The organism is Psychromonas sp. 14N.309.X.WAT.B.A12 (genome assembly GCF_030397575.1).
Classification (GTDB): Bacteria; Pseudomonadota; Gammaproteobacteria; order Enterobacterales; family Psychromonadaceae; genus Psychromonas.
This window is the reverse complement of the sequence record NZ_JAPNXS010000007.1, coordinates 22,064-47,342: the sequence shown is the minus strand read 5'-3', so window position 1 is coordinate 47,342 and position 25,279 is coordinate 22,064. Positions and strand designations below refer to the sequence as shown.

Genomic DNA, 25,279 nt, shown 5'->3' with positions numbered 1-25,279 from the left:
TGTTAACTTATTGTATATAAAGGAGCTTTTATGCCTTCACTGGTATTGCCAGGAGAGTTAGTCTCTAGCCAATGGTTAGCCGAGCATAGGGACCATCCGGAGTTAATCTTACTAGATGCCAGTTGGCACATGCCATTAACACAACGCAATGGTTATCAAGAATGGTTAAATGAACGTATCGATAATGCGCGTTTTTTTGACTTTGATCGTGAAGTTTGTGATCAAGAGTCAGCTTTTCCGCACATGATGCCGACGCCACAACATTTTGAGCTCTCTGCTCAGCTACTTGGTATTAACAATAATAGCGTGATTGTGGTTTATGACAGCTTAGGTATTTTTTCTAGCCCACGTGTTTGGTGGATGTTTAAAACCATGGGCTTTACACAAGTTGCGGTTTTAGATGGAGGCTTACCAGCTTGGAAAGAAGCGGGGTTACCTTTAAATACGCAACCACCTGAGAAAGTTGCTCACCAAGGTGATTTTAAAGCGGTTTATCATGCTGATTTGATTAGCGATGCTAAGCAGGTTGTTGATGCAATAAATGATAAGCAGACTGCCATTATTGACGCAAGAGCAAGAAATCGTTTTTTAGGTGAGGTACCTGAAGCAAGAAAAGGTTTGCGATCTGGACATATGCCATCAGCAATTAACTTGCCTATTAGTGAAGTGTTACATAACCAAACAATGAAAAATGCTTATCAATTAGCACAAATTTTTGAAGCTCTAATGCCACAAAAGCAGCGTATGGTATTTAGTTGTGGATCTGGGGTAACTGCTTGTATTTTAGCACTAGCAGCTAAACTCGCCGGATATGATGCATTAAGTGTTTATGATGGTTCTTGGAGTGAATGGGGCGCGAATCAAACCTTACCTGTTGTGCAATCAAAATAAAGTAGGATCATGGATAATAAATCGTTACAAATATTTGTGCATCTCAGCCAGAGTTTACACTTTTCTAAAACCGCTTTGGCGATGCATGTTAGCCCCTCAACCCTAAGCCGTTTAATTCAACGATTGGAAGATGAATTAGGGGCAAGTTTATTGATTCGTGATAATCGTTCTGTGGTGTTAACCGATGCTGGTGTCGCTTTTAAGCAGTTTGCGTTACAGCAAATTGAGCAATGGGAATTATTAAAACATGCTATTTTGAAAGACACTAATGAGTTGGAAGGTGAAATTAACCTATATTGTTCAGTAACTGCTGCATACAGTCATTTACCTCCAATATTAGAGCGCTTTAGACGCAACCATCCTCATGTGGATATTAAATTAACGACCGGGGATAGTGCGGTGGCTATTGAGCAAGTGATGCAACATCAAGTGGACTTTGCAATCACAGCTTATCCTGATAACTTCCCTAATCGAATGCACTTTATTCCTTTGGCCGAAATTCCATTATCATTAATTGCGCCTACGATCCCTTGTGCCGTTACTAAATTAATTAGTCAAACGCCTATTGACTGGAAGAATATTCCCTTTATTTTACCTGAGCATGGAGCGATAAGACGACGCTTTGATACTTGGTTTCGTTCAAATAGAACAGGTAAACCCCACATTTATGCAAAAGTAGCCGGCCATGAAGCCTTAATTAGCATGGTGGCATTGGGTTGTGGCGTTGGCGTAGCCCCAGATGTTGTTGTGGAAAATAGTCCAGTGCGAGACCGGGTGCAAAGTTTGTCTTATAGCGGAGAACTTGCTTCTTTTAATCTCGGTGTGTGTTGTTATAAAAACCGATTAAATGAACCTTTGATTGAAGCCTTTTTAAAGTGTGTCGAAGCTTAATCATTTCCTAACAAAAACCAAGTTTGTTGATATTCCCATAGAATTTATTTGGGGTGCGGTTTACAATGCATTAATAATTGAAGGAGCTTTTTTATGTTAAATCCACAGAAGTTAGAAGAAATCGCAAAGCAAGTAAGTGACGCAATGCCTGAAGGTGTAAAAAGCTTTGGTAATGAAATAGATCGTAAAATCAAACAAGTATTACAAGCCCAATTAGGCAAGCTTGATATGGTGAGCCGCGAAGAGTTTGACGTTCAAACTCAAGTATTACTTCGTACTCGTGAGAAGCTTAATGCAATGGAAGAAAAGTTTGCAGAGCTAGAAAAGAAATTAGATGCAACGAGCGAAGACAAGTAGAGAATTTAATGAAAGAACAATATTTAAAGAATGCAGAGCTATTTGTAGAGCAGGTAGCTGAGCAGGGTGAGTTATTTGGTTTATTTGAAGAAAACCAAGGCTGGGCAAATTGCCACGCTCATGATAATAAAGATGCAACAGCTGTTTACTTATTTTGGTCTGATGCTAAACAAGCCGCTAAATTACAAAACGAAGAGTGGGCTGATTACCAAGTGCAAAGTATCGCATTGGATGTTTTTTTTGAATCTTGGTTAGATGGCATGCAAAAACAACAAGTGTTTGCAGGTGTGAATTGGGATCAAGAGTTGTGTGGTTTAGAAATTGAAGCAATGGTACTTAAAAACGCTTTAGTAGAAAACTTTCAACAAAAAGATGTTGAAACTGCTGAAGCTGAATAATATTTAATCTCAGTTTAGTATGTATAAAAAAACCAAGCTAATTAGCTTGGTTTTTTTATACCAACAGTGGCAAGAGTCAATATAATACCAATTTATATTAATGATATTACTCTTCTGGGTAAGTACCCCAACCATCGTAATCAATGCCAAAAGATTGTGCTAATGTTAATAGTCTTTCCACATCTTCATAAATGGCTTCTTCATCTAGATTCATTTCAACAACCACGTCAAAGCTTAAGATGATTGAGCCATCTTCCAGCTCTAGCTCTTCAGGATCGGTAACTTCATATCCCTTTTTAAAACAAGCCACTGCCGCTTTTTCTAATACGTCAAAATTGTCGCAAGAAAGGTGGTGTTCGATCATATAAATTGCATCTGGGTTACTACCATCTTCTAAGATTGCTTCTACGATATCCGCAGTTTCTTCAGCAAATTCGGCTAATAGATCTTCAAATGTAAGTTCTTCTGACATGTTTATCTCTTCTATATCAAGGTTTACGGTTTTGACTGGAATTTTGCTCAGCCACTCGTATTTTATGTGTTGTGATTAATCGCAACAACCTAGGTTGTTATCTGGGCGATTAACTTCTTTATTAAGTTGCTTATATTTCGCTAGCATGATCTCGTGAGAATCATTCATTAAACGGCGAATTTCACGCTTTTTATATTGGCTAATATCAATTGGCTCTAACATCTCTACAATTACTTCACCATTATCCCAACGATTCAACTTAACTTGTTGATGTGTATTAGATATAACTGTTGGTACAACGTTTACACCTGCTTGAAGTGCAGTATGAAAAGCGCCCATTTTAAATGGCATTAGTCCGCGGCCACGGCTACGAGTTCCTTCGGGGAAAATCCATACGGCTAAATCTTTAGCGCGCATTTGGTTAACCACGTCAGTAATCGTGTTTTTTGATTTATCTTTGTTGTCACGGTCAATTAAGATGTTACCGGTTAACCAGTAAATAATGCCAAAGAAAGGGACCAGTACTAAACTTTTTTTACCAATGGTTACCGAGCCAGGTTGAACAGCACCTGTTGTGGTCACCATATCGTAGTTATTTTGATGGTTTGCAATATAAACTACTGATCCGTTATTTTTTGCACTTTCAGGTATTCTGATCGTTACTTTTAACCCTACTAAACGTGACATTTTGCTGAATAACATTGCAAAGTGGTAAGTGTTTTTAGGGTTACGAGGGCTCAAAATGCAGTAAAACAGTGAGTACACACTCATTAAAATAACGACAGCAATAATTAAAATTGCTCTGATAATAAATAACATAGTTTATTAATTCTCTTCTTGTTCAGGTTCAGAGGTGATGATTTCAATATTATCAACGCGCTGTAAACCGCGTGGTAATTTATTGCCACGACGACCACGTTCACCTTGATAATGAGCTAAATCATTTGGTTTAAGGGTGAGCTTGCGTTTTCCTGCATGGAGGGTGACAGCACTCTCGGGTGATATAATTTTCAGCATAGTAACAAACTCTTCTCGTTTAGTCGCTTTTGCCGTCATGATGTTAATCATTTTGTTGCCTTTACCTTTACTTAAGCTTGGTAGGCTAGCAACAGGGAAGATCAACATACGACCTTCGTTACTGATGGTTAAACACAAATCATCTTTATTATTAGATAGTTTTTGTGGTGCAATTAACTGCGCATTAGTGGTTAAGTTGATTAATGCTTTACCATTTTTGTTACGGCTATTAATGTCACTAAGGTTGGCGATAAAACCATAACCGTGGTCACTACTAATAATATAGCGGTCGCTATCATCACCCATTAATACGCAAGCAAAAGGCACATTTTCATTCTGATTGAAGCGGCCTGTTAATGGCTCTCCTTGTGTTCGCGCAGAAGGTAAAGAATGCGCATCAAGAGAATAAACTCGACCAGATGTATCAATAAATAAACAGCTTTGGTTACTCTTACCTTGGCAACTGGTTAAGTATTCATCACCAGATTTAAAGCTTAATGCTTGTGGGTCAACATCATGACCTTTGGCACTTCGTACCCAACCTTGTGTCGATAATACGATAGTCACTGATTCACTTGGCATTAACTCTTTTTCAGTTAAGGCTTTCGCTTCTTCTCTTTCTACCATTGGCGAGCGACGGTCATCGCCATACTTTTCAGCATCGGCTTTGATCTCTTTTTTCACTAGGGTGTTAAGACGGCGGTCTGAGCCAAGTAATAACTCTAGTTTTTTCTGCTCTTCGGATAACGCTGCCATTTCACCACGAATTTGAATCTCTTCAAGCTTAGCTAATTGACGTAGTTTAATTTCTAAAATAGCGTGTGCTTGTGTTTCAGATAAATCATAGCGTGATATTAATTCTGCTTTTGCATCATCATAGGTACGGATGATTTCAATGACTTCATCAATATTTAAGTAAGCAACTAATAAACCTTCTAAAATATGCACACGAGCCAAAATTTTATCTAAACGATGTTGTAAACGGCGACGCACGGTATTACGGCGATAGATTAACCATTCATTGAGAATGGTAACCAAGCCTTTGACACTTGGGCGCTGGTTTAGGCCTAACATGTTTAAGTTAACTTTATGGCTCACTTCTAAATCAGTAGAAGCAAATAGATGATTCATTAACGCTTCTATATCAATACGATTTGAGCGTGGAATGATAACCAAACGAGTTGGGTTTTCATGATCAGATTCATCTCTTAAATCAGCAACCATCGGCAGTTTTTTATCCTGCATCTGCTTGGCAATATCTTTTAATATTTTACCGCCTGACACACGATGAGGTAATGCAGTAACTACTATTTCACCATTTTCTACTGTAAACACCGCTCGACTTTTAAAGCTACCACGACCCGTTTTGTAGATGTTGATAATCTCTTTACGTGGAGTAATGATTTCGGCTTCAGTAGGGTAGTCTGGGCCTTGTACAAATTCCATTAACTCTTCAAGTTGTGCTTTCGGATTATCGATTAGGTGTAAACAAGCTGCAGCTACTTCACGCGCATTATGCGGTGGAATATCCGTTGCCATACCAACGGCAATACCTGTGATTCCATTTAATAGGATATGTGGTAAACGTGCAGGTAATAATTCTGGTTCTTTTAAGGTGCCGTCGAAGTTAGGTTTCCAATCGGTAGTCCCTTGTCCAATTTCTGATAACAGTAGCTCAGAAAATGCAGATAAGCGGGATTCCGTATAACGCATCGCAGCAAATGATTTTGGATCGTCCGGTGCACCCCAGTTACCTTGACCATCAATTAATGGATAACGGTAAGAGAAGGGCTGAGCCATTAATACCATGGCTTCATAACAGGCACTATCGCCATGTGGGTGGTATTTACCTAACACATCACCAACGGTACGTGCTGACTTTTTATATTTTGCTAAAGCAGATAAGCCTAGTTCAGACATGGCGTAGACAATACGTCGCTGAACAGGTTTTAAACCGTCACTGATGTGCGGCAACGCACGATCCATGATCACATACATGGAGTAGTTAAGGTAGGCATCTTCAGTAAATTTAGCGAGCGATAATTGCTCTATGCCTTCTAAACTCATGTCTATGACTTCACTCATATTTTACAACCCTGTAATTAAAAATAACTAGTTAAAGGTAGAGTATACAGTAGTTGTATTGTAAGACAGAAATAGAAATGAATTTGTGTGTATGAAATATGGTATTTTTTGATCAAAAACTGCGTGAAAGATAAAAAATCGCGATTTTCTAACAGCATAAAGCAGATTAATCACCACACTTCTGTGGGTGACCAATCTACTGTCATATGTATTGAAAGTTTACAGTTGCGCGAAGGCTTTTTTAGCTGCGGTAATCGTATTACTAATATCTTGGTCAGTATGCGCTAATGATAAGAAGCCTGCTTCAAAAGCAGAAGGCGCTAGATAAACACCTTCTTCTAACATTAAGTGGAAGAATTTCTTGAACTTTTCTACGTCACAAGCACAAACTTGTTGGAAGTTAGTAACTTCTGCTTCTTCAGTAAAGAAGAAACCAAACATACCACCTGCATAGTTAACGCTTAATGCCACACCTTCTTCTTTTGCTGCTTGTTTAAGGCCTTCTGCTAGTTGTTTCGTTTTGATTGCCAGTTGTTGGTATTCTGGTGAATCAAGCGCCGTTAATGAGGCTAACCCTGCGTGCATTGCGATTGGGTTACCCGATAAAGTACCTGCTTGGTAAACAGGCCCGGTTGGTGCGATAAATTGCATCACTTCCTGGCGACCACCAAAGGCTCCCACAGGCATACCACCACCAATCACTTTACCTAATGTCGTTAGGTCAGGTTTGATGTTGTAATGAGCTTGTGCGCCACCCAATGCAACACGGAAACCTGTCATAACTTCATCAAAGATCAATAATGCTTGGTGTTGATCACAAAGGTCACGTAATCCTTGTAGGAAACCATCAGCAGGAGGAATACAGTTCATGTTGCCTGCTACCGGTTCAACAATGATACAAGCAATTTGCTCTGGATATTCTTCAAACAGTGCTTTGACTGAAGTAAGGTCGTTAAAATTAGCGGTTAATGTATGTTTAGCAAAATCCGCAGGGATGCCAGGTGAACTTGGTTGACCTAATGTTAAGGCGCCAGAGCCAGCTTTTACTAATAAAGAGTCGGCATGACCGTGGTAACAGCCTTCAAACTTTAGAATTTTATCTCGATTTGTGTAGCCACGAGCAAGTCGAATAGCACTCATGGTTGCTTCTGTGCCTGAGCTTACCATACGTACTTGTTGCATCGAAGGTACAAGTTGCTGCACTTTTTCTGCCATGGCGATTTCTATTTCAGTAGGCGCACCAAAACTTAAACCAAATTCTGCTGCATCAATGACTGCTTTTTTAATAGCAGGGTGGTTGTGACCTAAAATCATTGGTCCCCATGAGCCTACATAATCAATATATTGTTTATCATCGACGTCATAAATATAAGCGTCTTGTGCTTTTTGAATAAATAATGGGCCTCCACCAACGCCATTAAATGCGCGAACCGGTGAATTTACGCCACCAGGAATAATAGATTGTGCTCGGTTAAATAACTCTGATGATTTACTCATAATTTCCCATTAATGATTTATTAAATGACTAAAACAGCAATATACCCATGAAAAAACAAGATGCAACTGAGAAAGTAGTTAGATCAATGCTTTTTAACAGGGTTTCTTTGTAAAATCTTTGCTAACATATGAGAAATAAAGTCTATGAATGATTAATCTTTTATAATACTGGTTTTGTACCTCTTTTTTGCTTTAGGTTGTATCGCAATTATGAAAATAGCAGTGCCCTTAGTGTTTATTAATGGAATCAAAAATTTCATTGAGCGTTTTTTTACCCGTAAAAGTAGTGCGTTATTAATTTGGTTATCTGTTTTTATCGGGTTGCTTGCTGGTAGTGTCTCTGCTTTATTCGACCATGGTATTATTTTAGTGTCTGAAATGCGCTTAGATTTTATTCACCGTTATGGTGAAGGCGATATTCCACTATGGATAATTGCTATTCCTATCTCTTCCTTAATGGCTGCTACGGCTTTTTATATTACTCACCGTTTTGCTCCTGAAGCAGGTGGCAGCGGTATTCCTGAAATTGAAGGCGCGATGGAAGGAATGCGTCCAGTACGTTGGAAACGCGTTATCCCGGTTAAATTTATGGGCGGTTTACTGGCGTTAGGTAGTGGCATGGCACTAGGACGTGAGGGCCCATCGGTACAGCTTGGCGCTAATGTCGGTCGCATGATTTCGGATATTTTTAAAGTGAATAAAGTAGATGCTCAAGCGCTTCTTGCTGCCGGTGCGGCAGGTGGTTTAGCGGCTGCATTTAATGCACCACTTGCTGGCATTATGTTTGTTATTGAAGAGATGCGTTCGCAGTTTAATTACAGTTTAACCTCTACAAAAAGTGTATTTTTAAGTGCAGTAATGGCGACCATAGTGATGCGCCTATTCACAGACCAAGACGCCGTTGTTACTGTGACTCAATATTCTCACCCTGATTTACATACGCTTGGCTTTTACCTTATTTTGGGTTTCTGCTTTGGTGTGATTGGTATCTATTTTAATAAGATGATTCTAGCAACACAGGATATTTATCTCTCTATTCATAAAGGTCGTCGCTGGTATTTTGTTGGTATAGGTGCATTTCTTGGCGCTATCTTTGGCGCATTATCGATTGTTGCACCAGATGTCGCTTTTAGTGGTATTGAGTTAATTCCTCATGTGGAAGGTGGACACTTCTTAGCGGGAGGGTTGTTACTATTATTCTTAGTACGTACTTTTACCACATTAATTAGTTTTGGCTCGGGGGCACCTGGTGGTGTATTTGCACCGACTCTCGCACTCGGTACATTATTTGGCATGTTATTTGGGGTTATAGCCCAAGCTTTATTTCCTGACTTAATTACTGAACCAGGTGCTTTTGCGATTGCGGGTATGGGCGGGTTATTTGCGGCCACTGTACGAGCACCGATCACTGGTATTTTATTGGTGATTGAGATGACTAGTAACTATGAAATGATTCTGCCATTGATTGTGACGTGTTTGGGCGCGACTATGGTTGCTCAGACGTTAGGTGGACGTCCTATCTATACACAATTATTAGAAAGAACTCTTAAACTAGCTATGCGTGCTAAACGTCAAGAAACCACTGATAAAGCGATGGATCGTATCTCTGGTAAATATACTAAACATGATAAGCAAGAAGAAAAGTCATGAAGCAATTTAAAATAAGCTTTTTAAAATGGTTAGTGATTAGCTTAATCTGTATCTATTTTGGCTTTATGGTGGGTAAATTTAAACAAGATATTCTTCAACATAAGGTGCAATCGTTAGCGTTGGATGTAGAAAGTTTAACATTGGAAAATACACAGTTAACAGAGCGCCTTAATTTAACCCAAGCAGAGTATCAATCTGAAAAGCAAGTTCATAAAGTGTTAGAAGAAGACAACTTAGCTCTTAACAATGCCTTAGATGCAAGTAACAACAAATTGTATTTTTATGAACAAGTGGTGGCACCTGAATTGTCAAAAGCAGGGCTTAATATTTACTCATTCGATGTTACCGCAGGCGAAGAGCAGGGTACATGGTTGTTTGAGCTTGTTTTAATGCAAGGGCAAAAAGGTCGTCATGATTTAAAGGGTAATGTTGAAATTACTTTTGCAAGTGCAGATGATAATAAAAAGGTGACTTTAAAAGAGCTTAAGAGTAGCTTTGAATCTAGCTTCAAATTTAAGTATTTCCAACATCTTAAAGGGAGTTTTACGCTACCTGAAGATGCTAATATTGATCAGGTTTTTATAGTGGCTGAAGCTGATGGGTCGAAATGGAACCACTCCCAACGTATTGAGAAAATATATGATTGGAAAAACTTCATTGAAGATGGAGCAACCACTTTAGAAGAGCTAGCAACTCAATCGGAATAATTGATTGGGTCTATATCGAATCAAGATAAAATCTGCTAATACTTGAACAAATTAGTCAAGCATTAGATAATAGCGCTGGGCACATTAATAGGATTACAAAGTAACATGACAAGTGAAGTGGAAATGGCATTACCGATTTATTTCAGTGATAGTGCAGCAAATCGAGTGAAAGCATTGATTGCAGAAGAGAATAATCCTGACCTTAAGTTACGCGTTTATGTTACTGGTGGTGGTTGTTCTGGCTTTTCATATGGTTTTACCTTCGATGAAAAAACCAATGATGATGATACCTTAATTGAAAATTGTGGCGTTACTTTATCAGTTGACCCAATGAGTTTACAATATTTAGTGGGCGGCACTGTCGATTTTATCGATGGATTAGAAGGTTCTCGCTTTTTAGTAAACAACCCAAATGCAACTTCAACTTGTGGTTGTGGCTCATCATTCTCTATTTAATATAATTGTTCTGATTATTAGACTGGTGCTTACTTTATTCCCCCCTGTAAAGTAAGCATTGATTATCTACTCTACCTGCTTTAATTATATTGATTAACCTCCTTATTGTGCTTTTACTAATATTTATTGTTTTATTGCACCTCTTAATCAGTCATTATTCTAGCTAAATATTTATCGATAAATACCATCATTTAGGTCAGCTATTAAAGTTATTTTCATGCACTAAATAGCATACTTATATTTAATATAATCACGACAAGTTATTTAGTGTGATTGATATTATATTTGTTATAACATGCGTAAAAATTTAATCATTGACCTAGGAATTAACAATCATATGCTAGAAAATTTCATTTATATTTCAGATTTAATCGGGGTGATAACCTGTGCTATTTCTGGTGTATTAGTGGCAACCAGACTACGAATGGATCCTTTTGGTATTATTGTACTCGCTGGTGTGACAGGTATTGGTGGTGGAACGTTACGCGATATGATGATGGGGGCCACGCCTGTGTTTTGGATTGTTGATAATACTTATATCTATGTGATTATCTTAACCGCATTGTTGAGTGTGTTATGGTTACATCGCATTCACCGTTTTCCTGCGTATTTACTACCGATTTTTGATGCTTTTGGTTTAGCTATTTTTACCATTGTGGGGGCACAAAAAGCATTGATGTTAGGGTTCAGTGGGCCAGTTGCTATTGTCATGGGCTGTATCACTGGTGTGGTGGGCGGCATGATTCGGGATATTTTAAGCGGACAAATTCCTTTTGTATTGCAGAAAGAGATCTATGCAACTGCATCCATTCTAGGGGCTGCTTTGTATGTGCTATGTGATTATATTGAGCTGGGGCCTATTTTCTCGATGGCCATTGCAATGCTAGGTACATTATCTTTAAGGTTGTGTGCTATTTATTATCATTTATCGTTACCTGTTTTTAGCAATGATAGAGAGGCATAAAGCAAAGGTTATACCAATTAGACTAATTAACTGATCTATTTTAGTTGTTAAAATAACTTATTTATTCGTTGTAATTTTCGTAAATAGAATAACTATTTAACTTAAATTACGCCTTGAACTCAGTCATTTTTCCTGCGCAAAATTTAGATCACTTACTTAATATAATTGGTATTGATATTTTCTCGTTTATTTAACATTCTTTAAACAATTGTTTTGCAAACATAAACTTCAAATTGATAAACTCTATCATCTAGTATGTATTATCAATTGTTGTGATCAATAGGTAGGGAAATGGAAGCAGTAACAAATTCAACACAACTGATTAATTGGTTTCGTAATTCAGCGCCATATATTAATGCGCATCGCCATAAAACCTTTGTATTAATGATCGGTGGTGAAGCCTTAGAAACAGATAATTTCCAATATATTATCAATGATATAGCACTTCTTAATAGCTTAGGCGTTAAGCTGGTATTAGTGCATGGTGTTCGCCCGCAAATTCAGAAACAGTTAGAGATGAATGGTCATAGTAGTGAATTCTATCAAGACGTGCGGATCACTGACGACCGAAGTTTAGCGTTAATTAAGCAAGCAATAGGGCGAGTACAGATAGAGTTGCAAGCCGGTTTGTCAATGGGATTGGTGAATTCTCCTATGCAAGGTGCTGCTATTCGTACAGTAATCAGTAATGTGGTGACGGCACAACCGATTGGTGTGAAAGACGGTATAGATTTATGTCATGCAGGAAAGGTCAGACGTATCGATGTTGAGGGATTACGTACTCAGCTTTCTTCTGGTGCTATTCCGATTATTTCTCCTATTGGTTACTCGGTTACTGGTGAAGTCTTTAATTTGTTAGCAGAAGAAGTTGCGACGCAGGTGGCGATTGCTTTAAAAGCTGACAAACTTATCGGTTTCTGCTCTAACCAAGGTGTGTTAGATGAACAAGGCAATGTGATTTCCGAGCTATTACCAGAACAAGCGCAAGAGCATATTGACAAAAACGAACAATTGTCAGGGCAAGCATCGGGCACGTTGCGATTTTTACGCGCTGCCGTTGCTGCTTGCCAAGCAGACGTTACTCGTTGTCATTTAATTAGTTACCATCAAGATGGCGCTTTATTAAAAGAGCTCTTTACCCGTGATGGAACAGGCTCTCAAATAGTTAAAGAGAGTTATGAGCAAATCCGCCCAGCTACCATTGATGATATTGGTGGTTTATTGCAATTAATTGAACCACTTGAAAAGCAAGGCATATTGGTTAAACGTTCTCGTGAGCTATTAGAAAATGAGATTGAATCTTTCTTTATCGTTGAACGAGATGGGATGGTAATCGGCTGCGCTGCCTTGTATCCGTTTGCCGATGATAAAACTGGCGAATTAGCCTGTTTAGTGAGTCACCCTAAATACCGAAGAGCTGCACGTGCGGATAATCTAGTGGCTCATGTTGAACGTAAAGCTCGACAGTTAGGGTTAGAGTCTATTTTTGTATTAACCACACAAAGCATTCATTGGTTTAGAGAGCGTGGTTTTGTCTTCGCAGAAATAGAACACTTACCGAATGCAAAAAAAGAGATGTATAACTTAAAACGTAATTCTAAGGTACTAGTCAAAAAAATAATATGAACAATATAACTGCTAAGCAAAAGGGAATTTTCTCTAGTAATTTGGTGAACAGCAATCGCTTTTTGAAAGCGCTCGCTTTTCCAATTAATTTCTTTATTGTGGGGATCATGCTTTGTGTGTCATCTTCCAGTGCAGTGGCTCAAGATAAATATGTTTCAATAGGCACTGGTGGCATTAGTGGAGTGTATTACCCAACGGGTGGTGCAATCTGCTTTTTACTAAACCAAGTAAGAGGTCTCGATAATATCCATTGTGATATTAAAAGCACACCGGGGTCTATTTATAACTTAGAAGCATTAAAGCAAAAGCAAATAGATGTGGTGGTTGTACAGTCCGATTGGCAATTTCATGTTTATAAGGGGAGTTCTTTATTTAAGAAAGAAGGCAAGTTCAGTGATCTACGTTCTCTTTTCTCCGTGCATTCAGAACCTTTTACCGTTTTAGCTCGAGAAGATGCAAATATTCAACGCTTTGAAGATCTTAAAGGTAAGCGGGTTAATATTGGTGCCGCTAACTCAGGGCAGCGCGCAACAATGGAAATGTTATTAGACCTTTACCATTGGCAAGCATCAGACTTTGAAGCATTAACTTCATTAACCCCTAGTGAGCAAGCTCAGGCGCTTTGTGATCAAAAAATCGACGCTATTGTATATGTGGTAGGCCATCCAAATAGCTCTATTAAAGAGGCGACTAGTGCGTGTAAAACGCAGTTAGTGAATATTACCGGTGAAAAAATATCAACGCTGATTGATACGCATCGTTATTATGAAAGTGCCAATATAGCTGCTGGTATGTATCGTGGTAGCCCAGATAAGACAGAAACCTTTGGTGTAGGGGCAACAATTGTGACTACTGCTAGTTTACCTGACCATATCGCTTATGAAATGGTTAAAGCTGTTTTTGAGCATCACCAAGAATTTATTCAATTGCATCCTTCCTTTAAAGGCTTAACTAAGCAGGAAATGGTTTCACAGTACTTGACTGCGCCATTACACCCTGGTGCATTGCGTTATTATAAGGAAGTTGGGTTAGTACCTTAAGGGGCTTTACCTACCTAATAAATTTAGGATATAAAAAAGCCTGTTATAAAACAGGCTTTCTATCAAGCGTTAGGCGTACAGTGCAAAACTACTTATGTTTACACTCATCATCAACTGGTTCACCGTAAAGGTATAAACTGTGGTTAGTTAATTTTATACCATATTTTTCAGCAATTAGCATTTGACGCTCTTCAATGATTGGATCATTAAATTCGATTACTTCACCACACTTAAGACACACAAGATGGTCATGGTGCTCTTTGTGGGTTAGCTCAAAAACAGATTTTCCGCCTTCAAAATGGTGACGAGTAACAATGCCCGCATCATCAAATTGGTTTAATACACGGTATACTGTTGCTACACCTACTTCATCACCTTGATCTAGTAATTTTTTATACAGATCTTCTGCGCTTAAATGTTGATTTTCTGGCAATTGTAATAAGCTTAAAATCTTTAAACGTGGTGATGTTACTTTTAAACCTGCTTCTTTAAGGGCTAAATTTTCATTACTCATGTTGTATCCTAACTGCTGTCTGTGGAATTTAGTCGGCTAATTCTGCTAAGCACATTTCGTTATAAATTTGTTCAGACCAAGCTTTTACACGTGATGCTGTTAATTCAGGTTGACGGTCTTCATCAATCCCTAAACCAATAAAGTGGTTATCATCGACCATTGCTTTTGATGCTTCAAAGTCATAACTTTCTGATGGCCAATTACCTACAATAATAGCACCTTTACTTTCAACTATATCGCCTAATTGTCCCATTGCATCTAAAAAGTATTCTGCATAATCTTCTTGGTCACCACACCCAAAAATAGCGACTAACTTATCTGTAAAGTCGATATCTTCTAGATCTGGGAAGAAATCATCCCAATCACATTGAGCTTCGCCGTAGTACCAAGTAGGGATACCAAATAAAATAAGGCTGAATTCAGCAATATCTTCTTTACTGCTTTTGGCAATATCTTTTACTTCTACTAACTTGTTACCTAATTCTTTTTGTATCATTTTTGCAACAGCTTCAGTGTTACCTGTATCGCTACCAAAGAAAATACCTACGCTAGACATACTTTATACCTTAATTTATTTGATTTAACTGTGCGTGAAGTAGTTGATTAATTAACTCTGCACGACTTATTGATTGTGTATCCGATAGTGCATTCAGTTTATCAAATAATGCACTATCTACTTTTAATTCGATTCTTTTTAAACCGTTTTGTTTATCTCTTAACGTCTGTTTCTGCTTATTTATTTTTAGCTGAACTTGACGCGAATGAGGATTACTTTTAGGTCTGCCTCGGCGTACCTCGTTTGCAAATAGATCGCTAGTAATGCGATCAAATGATTCCTTTGCCATTATGTTACCTAACAATTCTTACTTAACTACACTTACCTAACAATACAATCATTGAATTATTTAACCAATGCCTGAATTAACCCACACAATTTCAATCATTGCTTTTGCAATAAAGCCAATACAACTCAAAATATCACTGTTTCAGCATCAACATAGGTTGCTCATTACTTGAATCCAGTACTGGTAAACTCAATTTGATCTGTTTATTGAGATTACCCTACAACCTGCTTTTACTGCTTTAAAAATGTATATGTGCCATACCTACCTAACTAGTACTGTGTTAAACAGTACTTAACATGAAATACAACCTAAGGTGATAACACCTTTTTGTTAATTGTAGTAGTTAGTTGGTTTTTGAGCTAACGACTTGCATGACAAGTGTTGAGGCAAACATTTTAGTTGTTTTTGAGTGATTAACTTTAGTTAATCCTCTAGTTAATCCTGATTAATGATATATTCATTATCAAGATTAGAAAGTCCATTTCGGTTTCTAGGCCACTATAAAGCCACCTAGAAAACTGAGTTTTTGACTTGCTTGAATTTTGCACCTCGAATGATAACGGGTATCGACATCAGATGCCATCTAAAATAGATAAATATGTTCTTAAAATGGTGGTTTATTGAGCAAAAAAGTTAATCGCTAAGCGGTTAAAGGTTTTTGGTTTTTCAGCATGTAGCCAATGTCCTGTTGCATTAATCACTTTTAGTTTTGCATTCGGAAAGAGTTTTACGATTGCCGGTTGGCTAGCTTCTTCAATGTAATCTGACAACTCACCTTTAATGAATAAGGTAGGGTTTGAATAGATATTGCTTTGTTCAGGCCAATCTATGATTGAAGTGTAGTTGTTGTACAAATTTTCTAAGTCATAAACAAATTGAAAACCATCACTAGTGCGTTGGTAAGACTTCAATAAAAATTGTCTAATTTCAGGAGTATCAACATACTCTGCTAACACTTTGTCTGCTTCAGATCTGCTTTGTACATTCGATGCTTTTACCGCTTTTAAACCTGCAAATACATCACTGTGTTTATCGGCATGTGGCAAAGGTGCAATATCAGCAACAATGAGGCGTTGAATACGTTGTGGCTTTGTTAATGCACAGCTCATGGCAATTTTACCACCCATTGAGTGGCCCAAAATTGAAAAATGCTCAACTTGTAAATGATCCGCGAGTTTAAAAATATCATCAGCCATTTCAGCATAACTCATTGACGCATTACGCTCACTTTGGCCATGATTTCGGACATCAACTAAGACCACGTCATAATCATTTTGTAACTCTTTTCCAAGGCTAGATAGGTTAGATAAACTACCAAATAAGCCATGAATTAAAAAAATAACTTGTTTTTTATCTGACGATTGGTCACGAGTAGATGGTTTTAATTGGTAATTTAGTAGCATAACGGCTCATTTTAAGTAAAAATAAATAAAGTGTTAAAGAATAACAAATTATGCATCAAAGCTGAACGCGTTTACAGTGTACTTATTACATAAATAGTAAGCACTTTGGTGGATAAATAAGTCATGTCATGGGGATATAATGAAGACGATTGAAATAGAAGATGATCTATATAAGCATATTTTAAACAATATTGAAGCTTTCGGCGAAACTCCCTCGCAAATTCTTCGTCGTTTATTGGCGCTACCTAAAGAAAACAATTTAGTTGAAATAGAGGCAAGCCCAATTCAGCCTCCTAAAGTCGAAACTGTCACGTCTGATTCAACATCTACTGAGAAAATAAGTACAGCAGAACAAGAGACGGATAACACCAAAGGTGTATTTGTACATAAAGGGGTTAGTGAATTATTTAATGATCCTACCTTCAAAGCTGAAACGGTGATCACTAATAAGTTTATGATGATGTTAACCACCATGTACTTTGAAAAAAAGGCAGAGTTTATTGAAGCTGCTGAAACAACTAAAGGGCGCACTCGAGCCTATCTAGGAACGCAACTTGAAGAGCTATTAAATTCGGATAATGAAGAAGAGTTAGCTCAGTTCAAAGCCAGCAAGCCTAGAGCCATTCCAAACACGCCATACTGGGTGATTACGAATGCGAATACAGGACGTAAACGTATTATTTTGACACAAATGATGGCATCAATGGGTTATCCACATCATTTGATCGGACGAATAAAAGAAGAAATTTAATTTATTCCAATAACAAATCTGAGGCACTTATGGCAATTCATCCACGCGCTGGTAAACCAGCACAAGCAAATGATTTAGTTAATATTCCAAAGTTAGTTTCTGCATATTATGTAAACCTACCGGACGTTGAAGTCCCAGAGCAACAAGTTGCTTTTGGTACTTCTGGCCATCGCGGTAGCTCATTTAAGTATGCATTTACCGAGTTACATATTCTCGCTATTACCCAAGCACTTGCTGAGTATCGTAAAGAGCAAGGTTACACTGGACCAATGTTTATTGGTAAGGATACGCATGCTTTGTCTGAGCCTGCATTTATATCTGCAGTACAAGTGCTAGTTGAAAATGGCATTAAAGTCGTTGTTCAACAAGGTGGAGGTTACACTCCAACGCCGGTTATTTCTCACGCAATCTTACAATATAATCAAGCTAACCCTGATTCATTGGCTGATGGTATTGTTATCACACCTTCACATAACCCACCGGAAGATGGTGGTTTTAAATATAATCCTCCAAATGGCGGCCCAGCTGACAGTGATGTCACTAAAATCATTCAAGATCGCGCAAATGAAATACTGAATGATAATTACGATGATATTTTACAAGCTGATTTTGATGAAGCAATGCAGTCAGATTTAGTTGAAGAGTATGATTATATTAAGCCTTATGTTGACGATTTAAAAAATGTTTTAGATTTAGAAGCTATTGCAAAATCGGGCATTACTATTGGTGTTGATACATTAGGTGGGTCAGGGGTGGCTTACTGGCCTGTTATTGCTGAAACCTATGGCATTAATATTGAAGTGGTAAATGATCGTGTTGATCCAACATTCTCATTCATGACATTAGATAAAGATGGCAAAATCCGTATGGATTGTTCATCACCTTATGCAATGGCTGGATTAATTGAGTTAAAAGATAAATTCGACGTCGCTGTCGCTAATGATCCTGATTATGACCGTCATGGTATTGTGACTAAATCTTCTGGCCTATTAAACCCAAATCATTACCTTGCGGTTGCTATTAATTACTTATTTACACACCGTAGTGAATGGTCTGACAAGGCGATTGTTGGTAAAACACTGGTTTCAAGTTCAATGATTGACCGTGTTGTTAACGATTTAGGTCGTGAAATGTCGGAAGTACCGGTTGGTTTTAAATGGTTTGTTGATGGCTTATTTGATGGTAGCTTTGGGTTTGGCGGTGAAGAAAGTGCTGGTGCTTCTTTCTTACGTAAAGACGGTACTGTTTGGAGCACAGATAAAGACGGCATCATCTTAGCATTGTTAGCTGCTGAAATTATTGCGGTTACCAAGAAAGATCCTGGTGAACATTATGCTGAGTTTGTTGCTAAATTCGGGGCTCCTGTTTACCAGCGTTTTGATGCACCTGCATCACCTGAACAAAAGAAAGTATTAGCTAATCTAAGTCCTGATATGGTGGAAGCGGAAACTTTAGCGGGTGAAAAAATTACTGCTAAATTAACGCATGCTCCAGGTAACGGTGCAGCTATCGGTGGTTTAAAAGTCACCACTGAAAATGGTTGGTTTGCTGCACGTCCATCGGGCACTGAAAATATTTATAAAATTTATTCAGAGTCTTTCTTGGGCGAAGAGCATATTGCATTAATTCAAACAGAAGCACAGCAAATCGTCGCACAAGCGTTTGCAAAAGCAGGTTTATAAAAGTAAACGTGTATTCCATGAATTAAGTATCAATTAAAGTTAAACTACTGTTTTTAGGCGAGGTTTCTACCTCGCCTTTTTTATACCTTATTTCCAGGCCTAATATCTCCAGTCACTCTTTTCAATATAATTTTTATTAAAGTTGTTTTTTGATGGTTTTTTTAGTATTACTTTATTTGTACGAAGAATAATCTGTTTTATTCGACTGTATTGCTCTTTTGGGCTCATTATTTATACAAGAAAGTTTTACACGCGATAGAACTGATACCGATTACATAAAATAAGTAATCATTTCATTGGTGTGATTGGTATTACTTTAACTATTTATTAAATTAATGGGTATATCATGGCGACTAAACAAAAAACATCAGTTGCAGTTCCATCAGTCAACTGTGCTGAAATGCAACAAGCGATTATCGACCGCCTCCATAAAGGGCTGGGTACAGATAAAAATAAAGCAAACAATAAAGCTTGGTGGAACGCAACTTGCCAAGCAGTCAATGAACTTGTTTTTGAAAAGTTGACACAAACACATCAGAATCATGCCGAAAAAGATACACGTGCGGTTAATTACTTATCTCTTGAGTTTTTAATGGGGCGGCTATTATCAAACAACCTACAGAATCTAGAAGTATTTGATGTTACGCAACAAGCGTTAAAAGCATTAGGTAAAGACCTCTACGAAATATGCGATGAAGAGCCAGATATGGCCTTAGGTAATGGAGGACTTGGGCGGCTAGCAGCTTGTTTTATCGATTCCTTAGCAACCTTAGGTTACCCTGCAATAGGTTATGGTATCCACTATGAGCATGGTTTATTTAAGCAAGAATTCCAAGATGGTCGTCAAATAGAACGTCCAGATACGTGGCGTGAATACGGTAATCCTTGGGAAATTTGCCGTCCAGAATCGATTCAATTTGTACCGTTATATGGTTACGTTGAAACTGTCTATGAACAAGGTAAAGGCTCTCGTAAAGTTTGGCATGCAGGCCAAAAACTAAAAGGGGTACCTTGGGATATCCCCATTGTTGGCTATGGTGCAAAAACCGTTAATATTTTACGTTTATGGGAAAGTCGTTCCCATGAAGCATTTGATTGGGATGTATTTAATGCGGGTGGTTATGTTGATGCACAGGCTGAGAAGTCAAAAGCAGAGACAGTATCTAAAGTGCTTTATCCAAACGACTCAACAGATGCAGGTAAAGAGTTACGTTTAATTCAGCAATACTTTTTCTGTGCTTGTTCAGTAAAAGATATTTTACGTCGTTTTAAACGCGCGAATAAAGAAGAGTGGTCATTGCTGCCTGAAAAGGTCGCTATTCAATTAAACGATACGCATCCAACCATTGCAATCCCGGAATTAATGCGCATTTTAATTGATGAAGAAGCTTTAGAATGGCCTGAAGCATGGGAGATTTGTCAAAAAACCTTTGCTTATACTAATCATACTTTATTGCCAGAAGCTTTAGAAAAATGGTCGGTCGCATTATTTGAAAAAGTATTACCTCGTCATTTAGAGATTATCTATGAAATCAACTCTCAATTTTTAACTAAAGTAGTTGAGAAAAAATGGCCTGGTGACGATGCCAAAAAATCCAAATTGTCGGTTATTGAGGAGTCTCAACCGCGCATGGTACGCATGGCTAATTTATGTGTTATTACCGCTTACAAGGTAAATGGGGTCGCGGCAGTTCATTCTGAATTAGTAAAAACGGATCTGTTTCCTGAGTTCCACGAGTTATTCCCAACCAAGCTAGTGAATGTAACCAATGGTGTTACACCACGTCGCTGGTTAAAAGCTTGTAATCCTGGCTTAGCCACTTTGTTAGATGAGACTATTGGTGATGACTGGGTACTTAACTTAGATAAACTCAAAGGTATCTTACCTAAAGCGAGTGACAGTGCTTTTCAACAACGCTTTATGGATATTAAAAAAGAAAATAAAGTGGTCATGGCTAAAATAATTAAAGAAGAAACGGGGGTAGATGTTTCTGTGGATGCGATTTTTGATGTGCAAATTAAACGTTTGCACGAATACAAGCGTCAGCAGTTAAACCTGATCCATATTCTTACCTTATATAAACGTTTATTAGAAGATCCTGACTACGATATGGTGCCACGTGTTTTTTTATTCGGGGCAAAAGCTGCACCGGGCTATCACATGGCAAAAGAGATTATTTTTGCTCTGAATAAAATCGCTGACAAAGTTAATAATGATGTTCGTATTAAAGATAAATTGAAGGTCGTGTTCTTACCAAATTACCGTGTTTCTCTAGCAGAAAAAATGTTTCCTGCTGCAGACGTTTCTGAGCAAATATCAACCGCAGGGTTGGAGGCATCAGGCACTGGTAACATGAAGTTCTCTTTAAATGGTGCGTTGACCATCGGCACGATGGATGGTGCAAATATAGAGATGGCCGAAGAGATTGGCGCAGAGCATATGTTTATCTTCGGGTTAAGTGTTGATGAAGTGAAGGCGTTAAAAGCAGAAGGTTATAATCCATACGATTATTACTACAATAATCCAGAGTTAAAATCAGTCTTGGATTGGTTAGACAGCGACTTCTTCACTCCTAGTCATCCAGGTTTATTGTCAGATATTAAACGTAGTTTATTAGAGTGGGGCGATGAATACCTCTGTCTTGCTGACTATGAGTCTTATGTTAATGCGCATCAAGCTATTGATACCTTATATCGAGATCAGTCTGCTTGGGCTGAAAAAGCGATCTTAAATGCAGGGGCGATGGGTAAGTTTAATTCGGATAGATCAATCGAAGATTATGCAACCAAAATTTGGAATTTGAAGAAATTTCCCATTGCTTAATGATGTAAATCATTAAAAGGTGAAAGGGCGACCCTCAGGTGTCGCCTTTTTTATTTAAAGCGAGTTACAATTAAGCATGATGTATAACGAGTTAAGAGGTCATTATGTTTACACAAGAAACGGCACTACAAAAAAACAATCAAGAGAATAATATCTGCGAAGCCTGCGGTACTTTTGTTGAACTTGGCTCAGTGATTACAGAGGATGATACGCTACTTATTCTGCCTTTTAGCGGTCCAGACAAAGCTAGTGTTGAACAATTAGCTGATAAGTATATTCAATCTGCACAAACTCGCTTTCCAGAAGTGCAGGTTTCAGTCGACTATAAAGAAGTGGAATATGCAGTTGAAAGTAAAGTGAGCCTGAAATTTGAATGTACCGCAGAAAAGCTAATATTTGAAATGGGGTTGAGTAGTATCTAACGCATTTAAATTGAACAACCGAATAAGCTACCTAAACCTATTTTCTGATGTTATGGAGCGCTTATTGCCCTTTGTTTTAATATACTGGCTGCTAAAATCAGTTTTTTTCTTCGCAATTGCAAACTTCATTTCTTAATTTTATGCTTAATCGTTATACTTAACCTTTAACTAATTATTTTGACTGTTTTGGAGCATACATTGCTAATTAAAGATTTACCCATTGATCAGCGTTTGATCACTTCTGTTTCACATTTAGGTTTTAAAGAAACAACACAAATTCAAGCTGATTCCATTCCGGTGGCAATTGCAGGGAAAGATCTTTTAGCATCCTCTAAAACAGGCTCAGGTAAAACACTTGCGTACTTATTACCTGCCATGCAGCGTGTTTTGAAAAGTCGTGCTCTTACGCGACGTGATCCTCGTGTACTAATCCTAACGCCAACGCGTGAGTTAGCTAAACAGGTTTATGCGCAATTGCGTTTATTAGTATCTAACACCAGTGTGAAATCTATTTTAGTTTTAGGTGGTGAAAACTTTAATGATCAAGTAAAAGCCATTGATAAAGACCCGCATTTTATTGTTGGCACACCGGGGCGAATTGTGGACCATGTTAAAAAAGGGCTGCTACATTTACCGGGGTTAGAACTATTAATTTTAGATGAAGCTGACCGTATGTTGGACTTAGGTTTTGCTGAGCAGTTAACAGCAATTAACGAAGCGGCAAATCACCGTTTACGTCAGACATTAATGTTTTCAGCAACGTTGGGTCATGGCGAAGTAAATGAGTTTGCGGGGCATTTATTAAAGTCACCTATTCGCATTACAGTGGGTGAAGAAAACCAACAACATAGTGAGATTACGCAGCGTTTTTACTTGGCTGATAATTTGAATCAAAAAGAGAAGTTATTATTTCATTTTTTAAAAGAAGAACAGATTGATCAAGCTATTATCTTCACTGCAACACGTGCTGATACCGAGCGCTTAAGTGCTATTTTAATTGAAAAAGGAATGTCGGCAGTAGCATTGCATGGAGAGTTATCTCAAGCGAACCGTAATAAAATTATGGATTCATTCTCTCGCGGTAAACAAAAAATATTAGTAACAACTGATATCGCTTCACGCGGTTTAGACTTAGTGCATGTAAGCCACGTTTTAAACTTTGATATTCCAAAGCATACTGAAGAATATATTCATCGTATTGGTCGAACTGGGCGTGCAGGTGAGTTGGGTGATGCTATTTCTATTATTGGTCCAAAAGATTGGGATAATTTTAAAAAAGTAGAAAGCTTTGTTGCTCAAAAAATTAGCTTTGATAAGGTGGAGGGGATTAATCCTAAGTTTAAAGGATTAAAACCAGCACCTAAGAAGGTCTTTAAAGAGAAAAAAGTAGTGGCTGATAAGAAGAAGCCAGCGGTTAAAAAAGCCAGAGTAAGTAATAAAAAACAAGAGAATGTTTTCCATGAATCAATCGATGTTGGAGCAGCTCCAATGCGTCGTAAAAAACGCGTTATTATTGATGATTCTGAAGATTAATCATTAGCTTACCATTAATTATTATTCTGCCCCGCTGAGCAATCACCGGGGCTTTTTTTGATCTTTTTATCTGCCATTGCGTATTAATAAATAATACTCATAACAGTATTTATTGTAATGGGTATCAATACTAAAAAGGTGAAATGATGGATATTAATAAAATGAAAAAACGCCATTTATTACAAGTATTTGAATTAATTACTAGTAAAGGTGTTAAGTCCGAAGGTGTGTATCAATATCAGGACATCACCGCTTCACATGACTTTGATGGTTATACATGTTGGCTAGCCTTTAAGGATTTAACCGTGACGTTACTATTCCACGGTGCTTATGACTTAGATTATGACAATGAAGAAACGCTAAAGATCTTCTTTAAAAAAGTCGCGAAGTTATTAGACGATTAAGTATTAACAGATAAGTTGATCATGATGAATACATTGAATCCAGACGAAGTTAAAAAATTCCAAGCTATGGCTAGCGAGTGGTGGGATCCGCAAGGAAAATTTAAACCATTACATAAATTAAACCCAACGCGTCTTGCCTACATCACTCAACAGGTAGCCTCACACTACCGTAGAGATAGTCAATCAACACTGCCATTCAACGGCTTACGTTTGTTAGATATTGGTTGTGGTGGCGGTTTATTAAGCGAGCCAATGGCCGCACTCGGTGCTGATGTATTGGGAGCAGATGCTGCTCCCAATAATATACCTGTTGCACAATTGCATGCTCAACAGTCTGGTTTAAAGATTGATTATCGAAACACATTAGCTGAAAATTTGTTGGAGCAAGACGAGTTATTTGATGTGATATTGAATATGGAAGTGATAGAACATGTTGCTAATCCTAGTGACTTTTTGGAAGCTTGTGGTCGCATGCTAAAGCCTGGCGGATTAATGATTTGTTCGACAATTAATCGTAATATAAAAAGTTATATTGTTGCTATTTTCGGCGCTGAAAGGGTGATGCGTTGGTTGCCAATTGGTACTCATCAATGGAGTAAGTTTATTAAGCCTGTTGAGTTACAAAAAATGATTAATCAAGCTCAATTAAATATCCAAGATCAGCAAGGCTTTGTGTTTAATCCACTAAAATGGAGTTGGTCTGTATCAGAAAAAGATTTATCTGTTAATTATGCTATGTGCATTGTAAAGCCAATGGACTCAATAGATAAAAAAGATTATTCCTTAAACGTTGAATGAGCTATATTTCAACTAGTTATTTAAGTTTTTAAGGTTATTTAAACTCACTAAT

General features: G+C 37.8%; 25 protein-coding genes. 17 read left to right on the top strand and 8 right to left on the bottom strand.

The annotated features are described in order from the left end of the window. Positions 1-30: 30 nt before the first annotated feature. The 4 genes from OW492_RS10480 to OW492_RS10465 all read left to right on the top strand — a co-directional run bounded on the left by OW492_RS10480 (position 31) and on the right by OW492_RS10465 (position 2,537). Complete coding sequence (locus tag OW492_RS10480; protein ID WP_290039906.1) at positions 31-891, top strand: sulfurtransferase; 861 nt, start codon at positions 31-33, stop codon at positions 889-891. A gap of 9 nt (positions 892-900) precedes the next feature. Then, positions 901-1,782 (top strand): HTH-type transcriptional activator IlvY, encoded by an 882-nt coding sequence (gene ilvY / locus OW492_RS10475; RefSeq protein ID WP_290039905.1) that lies wholly within the window; start codon positions 901-903, stop codon positions 1,780-1,782. A 93-nt stretch (positions 1,783-1,875) separates the two neighbouring features. Continuing rightward, entirely contained in the window at positions 1,876-2,139 is a 264-nt protein-coding gene (locus tag OW492_RS10470; protein WP_290039904.1) for an accessory factor UbiK family protein, read from the top strand. A gap of 8 nt (positions 2,140-2,147) precedes the next feature. Continuing rightward, positions 2,148-2,537 (top strand): DUF2750 domain-containing protein, encoded by a 390-nt coding sequence (locus tag OW492_RS10465; protein ID WP_290039903.1) that lies wholly within the window; start codon positions 2,148-2,150, stop codon positions 2,535-2,537. A 106-nt stretch (positions 2,538-2,643) separates the two neighbouring features. Here the strand turns inward: OW492_RS10465 and rraB are convergent, their stop codons facing one another. The 4 genes from rraB to hemL all read right to left on the bottom strand — a co-directional run bounded on the left by rraB (position 2,644) and on the right by hemL (position 7,608). Continuing rightward, positions 2,644-3,009, bottom strand: a complete 366-nt coding sequence (gene rraB, locus OW492_RS10460; RefSeq protein WP_290039902.1) for a ribonuclease E inhibitor RraB — start codon at positions 3,007-3,009, stop codon at positions 2,644-2,646. 75 nt (positions 3,010-3,084) lie between these two features. Further along, the gene (locus OW492_RS10455; RefSeq protein WP_290039901.1) at positions 3,085-3,828 is read right to left on the bottom strand and encodes a 1-acylglycerol-3-phosphate O-acyltransferase; all 744 of its coding nucleotides are present in this window, start codon (positions 3,826-3,828) and stop codon (positions 3,085-3,087) included. 6 nt (positions 3,829-3,834) lie between these two features. Continuing rightward, entirely contained in the window at positions 3,835-6,111 is a 2,277-nt protein-coding gene (gene parC, locus OW492_RS10450) for a DNA topoisomerase IV subunit A (protein ID WP_290039900.1), read from the bottom strand. 219 nt (positions 6,112-6,330) lie between these two features. Further along, positions 6,331-7,608, bottom strand: coding sequence for a glutamate-1-semialdehyde 2,1-aminomutase (gene hemL / locus OW492_RS10445; RefSeq protein WP_290039899.1), 1,278 nt, complete (start codon positions 7,606-7,608; stop codon positions 6,331-6,333). Positions 7,609-7,818: 210 nt separating this feature from the next. On the opposite strand from hemL, the gene clcA reads away from it, so the two are divergent. The 6 genes from clcA (at position 7,819) to OW492_RS10415 (ending at position 14,051) form a co-directional block, all read left to right on the top strand. After that, positions 7,819-9,258 carry a H(+)/Cl(-) exchange transporter ClcA gene (gene clcA, locus OW492_RS10440; protein ID WP_290039898.1) on the top strand — a complete coding sequence of 480 codons (1,440 nt, stop codon included), beginning with the start codon at positions 7,819-7,821 and terminating at the stop codon, positions 9,256-9,258. Further along, on the top strand, positions 9,255-9,965 hold the full coding sequence (locus OW492_RS10435; protein WP_290039897.1) for a DUF6776 family protein: 711 nt from the start codon (positions 9,255-9,257) through the stop codon (positions 9,963-9,965). Before clcA ends, OW492_RS10435 begins: the two co-directional genes overlap by 4 nt. 105 nt (positions 9,966-10,070) lie before the next feature. Continuing rightward, positions 10,071-10,421, top strand: coding sequence for an iron-sulfur cluster insertion protein ErpA (erpA, locus tag OW492_RS10430; RefSeq protein WP_290039896.1), 351 nt, complete (start codon positions 10,071-10,073; stop codon positions 10,419-10,421). A gap of 337 nt (positions 10,422-10,758) precedes the next feature. Then, positions 10,759-11,385 (top strand): trimeric intracellular cation channel family protein, encoded by a 627-nt coding sequence (locus OW492_RS10425; RefSeq protein WP_290039895.1) that lies wholly within the window; start codon positions 10,759-10,761, stop codon positions 11,383-11,385. A gap of 291 nt (positions 11,386-11,676) precedes the next feature. Beyond that, positions 11,677-13,011 carry an amino-acid N-acetyltransferase gene (gene argA / locus OW492_RS10420; RefSeq protein WP_290039894.1) on the top strand — a complete coding sequence of 445 codons (1,335 nt, stop codon included), beginning with the start codon at positions 11,677-11,679 and terminating at the stop codon, positions 13,009-13,011. Continuing rightward, the gene (locus OW492_RS10415) at positions 13,008-14,051 is read left to right on the top strand and encodes a TAXI family TRAP transporter solute-binding subunit (protein WP_290039893.1); all 1,044 of its coding nucleotides are present in this window, start codon (positions 13,008-13,010) and stop codon (positions 14,049-14,051) included. Before argA ends, OW492_RS10415 begins: the two co-directional genes overlap by 4 nt. Positions 14,052-14,139: 88 nt before the next feature. On the opposite strand, the gene fur is transcribed toward OW492_RS10415, so the two are convergent. The 4 genes from fur to OW492_RS10395 all read right to left on the bottom strand — a co-directional run bounded on the left by fur (position 14,140) and on the right by OW492_RS10395 (position 16,813). Continuing rightward, a complete protein-coding gene (gene fur / locus OW492_RS10410) occupies positions 14,140-14,565 on the bottom strand; it encodes a ferric iron uptake transcriptional regulator (RefSeq protein ID WP_290039892.1) in 426 nt (141 codons plus the stop codon). A 28-nt stretch (positions 14,566-14,593) separates the two neighbouring features. Next, entirely contained in the window at positions 14,594-15,121 is a 528-nt protein-coding gene (gene fldA / locus OW492_RS10405) for a flavodoxin FldA (RefSeq protein WP_290039891.1), read from the bottom strand. A 10-nt stretch (positions 15,122-15,131) separates the two neighbouring features. Next, positions 15,132-15,410: a LexA regulated protein gene (gene ybfE / locus OW492_RS10400; protein ID WP_113820484.1), complete on the bottom strand. Its 279-nt coding sequence runs from the start codon at positions 15,408-15,410 to the stop codon at positions 15,132-15,134. A gap of 617 nt (positions 15,411-16,027) precedes the next feature. Further along, on the bottom strand, positions 16,028-16,813 hold the full coding sequence (locus OW492_RS10395) for an alpha/beta fold hydrolase (protein WP_290039890.1): 786 nt from the start codon (positions 16,811-16,813) through the stop codon (positions 16,028-16,030). A gap of 139 nt (positions 16,814-16,952) precedes the next feature. Here OW492_RS10395 and OW492_RS10390 point away from each other — a divergent pair, with 139 nt between their 5' ends. The 7 genes from OW492_RS10390 (at position 16,953) to ubiG (ending at position 25,227) form a co-directional block, all read left to right on the top strand. Then, a complete protein-coding gene (locus OW492_RS10390; protein ID WP_290039889.1) occupies positions 16,953-17,564 on the top strand; it encodes a replication initiation regulator SeqA in 612 nt (203 codons plus the stop codon). A gap of 29 nt (positions 17,565-17,593) precedes the next feature. Continuing rightward, positions 17,594-19,246, top strand: a complete 1,653-nt coding sequence (gene pgm / locus OW492_RS10385; RefSeq protein WP_290039888.1) for a phosphoglucomutase (alpha-D-glucose-1,6-bisphosphate-dependent) — start codon at positions 17,594-17,596, stop codon at positions 19,244-19,246. Between the two features lie 346 nt (positions 19,247-19,592). Further along, positions 19,593-22,070, top strand: coding sequence for a glycogen/starch/alpha-glucan phosphorylase (locus OW492_RS10380; protein ID WP_290039887.1), 2,478 nt, complete (start codon positions 19,593-19,595; stop codon positions 22,068-22,070). A 104-nt stretch (positions 22,071-22,174) separates the two neighbouring features. After that, positions 22,175-22,492, top strand: coding sequence for a DUF406 family protein (locus OW492_RS10375; RefSeq protein ID WP_290039886.1), 318 nt, complete (start codon positions 22,175-22,177; stop codon positions 22,490-22,492). Between the two features lie 198 nt (positions 22,493-22,690). Continuing rightward, positions 22,691-24,025, top strand: coding sequence for a DEAD/DEAH box helicase (locus OW492_RS10370; RefSeq protein ID WP_290039885.1), 1,335 nt, complete (start codon positions 22,691-22,693; stop codon positions 24,023-24,025). 146 nt (positions 24,026-24,171) lie between these two features. Then, complete coding sequence (locus tag OW492_RS10365) at positions 24,172-24,429, top strand: DUF3081 family protein (protein ID WP_290039884.1); 258 nt, start codon at positions 24,172-24,174, stop codon at positions 24,427-24,429. A 21-nt stretch (positions 24,430-24,450) separates the two neighbouring features. Further along, on the top strand, positions 24,451-25,227 hold the full coding sequence (gene ubiG, locus OW492_RS10360) for a bifunctional 2-polyprenyl-6-hydroxyphenol methylase/3-demethylubiquinol 3-O-methyltransferase UbiG (protein WP_290039883.1): 777 nt from the start codon (positions 24,451-24,453) through the stop codon (positions 25,225-25,227). Positions 25,228-25,279: the final 52 nt, after the last annotated feature.

Coding starts and splice junctions, on each gene's coding strand:
- OW492_RS10480 (WP_290039906.1), top strand. CDS start 31: ATGCCTTCACTGGTATTGCCAGGAGAGTTAGTCTCTAGCCAATGGTTA.
- ilvY (WP_290039905.1), top strand. CDS start 901: ATGGATAATAAATCGTTACAAATATTTGTGCATCTCAGCCAGAGTTTA.
- OW492_RS10470 (WP_290039904.1), top strand. CDS start 1,876: ATGTTAAATCCACAGAAGTTAGAAGAAATCGCAAAGCAAGTAAGTGAC.
- OW492_RS10465 (WP_290039903.1), top strand. CDS start 2,148: ATGAAAGAACAATATTTAAAGAATGCAGAGCTATTTGTAGAGCAGGTA.
- rraB (WP_290039902.1), bottom strand. CDS start 3,009: ATGTCAGAAGAACTTACATTTGAAGATCTATTAGCCGAATTTGCTGAA.
- OW492_RS10455 (WP_290039901.1), bottom strand. CDS start 3,828: ATGTTATTTATTATCAGAGCAATTTTAATTATTGCTGTCGTTATTTTA.
- parC (WP_290039900.1), bottom strand. CDS start 6,111: ATGAGTGAAGTCATAGACATGAGTTTAGAAGGCATAGAGCAATTATCG.
- hemL (WP_290039899.1), bottom strand. CDS start 7,608: ATGAGTAAATCATCAGAGTTATTTAACCGAGCACAATCTATTATTCCT.
- clcA (WP_290039898.1), top strand. CDS start 7,819: ATGAAAATAGCAGTGCCCTTAGTGTTTATTAATGGAATCAAAAATTTC.
- OW492_RS10435 (WP_290039897.1), top strand. CDS start 9,255: ATGAAGCAATTTAAAATAAGCTTTTTAAAATGGTTAGTGATTAGCTTA.
- erpA (WP_290039896.1), top strand. CDS start 10,071: ATGACAAGTGAAGTGGAAATGGCATTACCGATTTATTTCAGTGATAGT.
- OW492_RS10425 (WP_290039895.1), top strand. CDS start 10,759: ATGCTAGAAAATTTCATTTATATTTCAGATTTAATCGGGGTGATAACC.
- argA (WP_290039894.1), top strand. CDS start 11,677: ATGGAAGCAGTAACAAATTCAACACAACTGATTAATTGGTTTCGTAAT.
- OW492_RS10415 (WP_290039893.1), top strand. CDS start 13,008: ATGAACAATATAACTGCTAAGCAAAAGGGAATTTTCTCTAGTAATTTG.
- fur (WP_290039892.1), bottom strand. CDS start 14,565: ATGAGTAATGAAAATTTAGCCCTTAAAGAAGCAGGTTTAAAAGTAACA.
- fldA (WP_290039891.1), bottom strand. CDS start 15,121: ATGTCTAGCGTAGGTATTTTCTTTGGTAGCGATACAGGTAACACTGAA.
- ybfE (WP_113820484.1), bottom strand. CDS start 15,410: ATGGCAAAGGAATCATTTGATCGCATTACTAGCGATCTATTTGCAAAC.
- OW492_RS10395 (WP_290039890.1), bottom strand. CDS start 16,813: ATGCTACTAAATTACCAATTAAAACCATCTACTCGTGACCAATCGTCA.
- OW492_RS10390 (WP_290039889.1), top strand. CDS start 16,953: ATGAAGACGATTGAAATAGAAGATGATCTATATAAGCATATTTTAAAC.
- pgm (WP_290039888.1), top strand. CDS start 17,594: ATGGCAATTCATCCACGCGCTGGTAAACCAGCACAAGCAAATGATTTA.
- OW492_RS10380 (WP_290039887.1), top strand. CDS start 19,593: ATGGCGACTAAACAAAAAACATCAGTTGCAGTTCCATCAGTCAACTGT.
- OW492_RS10375 (WP_290039886.1), top strand. CDS start 22,175: ATGTTTACACAAGAAACGGCACTACAAAAAAACAATCAAGAGAATAAT.
- OW492_RS10365 (WP_290039884.1), top strand. CDS start 24,172: ATGGATATTAATAAAATGAAAAAACGCCATTTATTACAAGTATTTGAA.
- ubiG (WP_290039883.1), top strand. CDS start 24,451: ATGATGAATACATTGAATCCAGACGAAGTTAAAAAATTCCAAGCTATG.